General features: G+C 36.2%; 1 protein-coding gene. It reads left to right on the top strand.

Annotation, left to right across the window (positions count from 1 at the left end; translation table 11 throughout):
- Positions 1-1,023: ATP-binding protein (locus tag ACG9ZB_RS16675; RefSeq protein ID WP_419326799.1), on the top strand; the 1,023-nt coding region annotated here is incomplete at its 5' end.
- Positions 1,024-1,040 lie beyond the last annotated feature (17 nt).

Here is a 1,040-nt window from a genome sequence, read left to right on the forward strand (position 1 = left end):
GATTACCGTAAACTACATGATTATGTATTGTCCAAAGTTGATAAAAGTAAAAAAAACTATGTTTTTTTAGATGAAATACAACATGTTACCAATTTTGAGAAAGTGGTCGACTCTTTATATGTTCGGGATTATATCGATTTATATATTACAGGCTCAAACGCATTCTTTCTAAGTGGAGAACTTGCGACTTTACTTACAGGACGCTATATCGAGCAGCATGTTCTACCTTTGTCATTCCAAGAATTTAAACAGTGGCATATTGAAAATAATCCGATCATCCAACAATTATCCAATCGTGATTTGTATGCCATGTATACGCGCAGTAGTTTCCCTTATACGCTTGCCATGACTAGCCAGCAAGAAACTTATGATTACTTGCAAGCGGTCTATGCCAGTGTAATGTTTAAAGATGTTATTCCCCGTTTGAATACTGCCGATATTAACTCTCTAGAGCGTGTCGCAAGATATTTGGCAAGCGTGACAGGCTCACCTATTTCCATCAATAAAATTAAAAATACCTTTGTTTCAAGTGGGGTTAAAATTTCATTTGAAACAGTAAAACGCTATATTCAGGGCTTACAGGACAGTTTGTTATTTTATAGTGCTGCACAATTTAAAGTACGCGGGCGTGAGTTATTACAATCCTCTGAAAAATACTATTTAGTTGATGTCGGATTGCGCCGGATTATGTTGCCTGATGCTAATGCTGATCAAGGTCATATCTTAGAAAATGTAATTTATCTTGAGCTTATCAGACGAGGTTATACGGTCTATGTAGGACGGGTTGATGAATATGAAATTGATTTTGTTGCTGTCGATACTTTACAGAATTTAACTTATTATCAAGTGGCATTAGAAACGCTCAATGAGGAGACACTCAGCCGAGAGTTACGTCCATTACAGAAAATTTCTGATTCGTATCCCAAATATTTGCTTACCTTAGACACGATAGGGACTGAAGCGAATTATAATGGTATTATAAAAATGAGTGCTCTCGATTGGTTGCTATCTGAAAATAAGTAAAGTTGAGGGTAGACATG

It is taken from the genome of Acinetobacter johnsonii, from assembly GCF_048551975.1.
Classification (GTDB): domain Bacteria; phylum Pseudomonadota; class Gammaproteobacteria; order Pseudomonadales; family Moraxellaceae; genus Acinetobacter; species Acinetobacter johnsonii_A.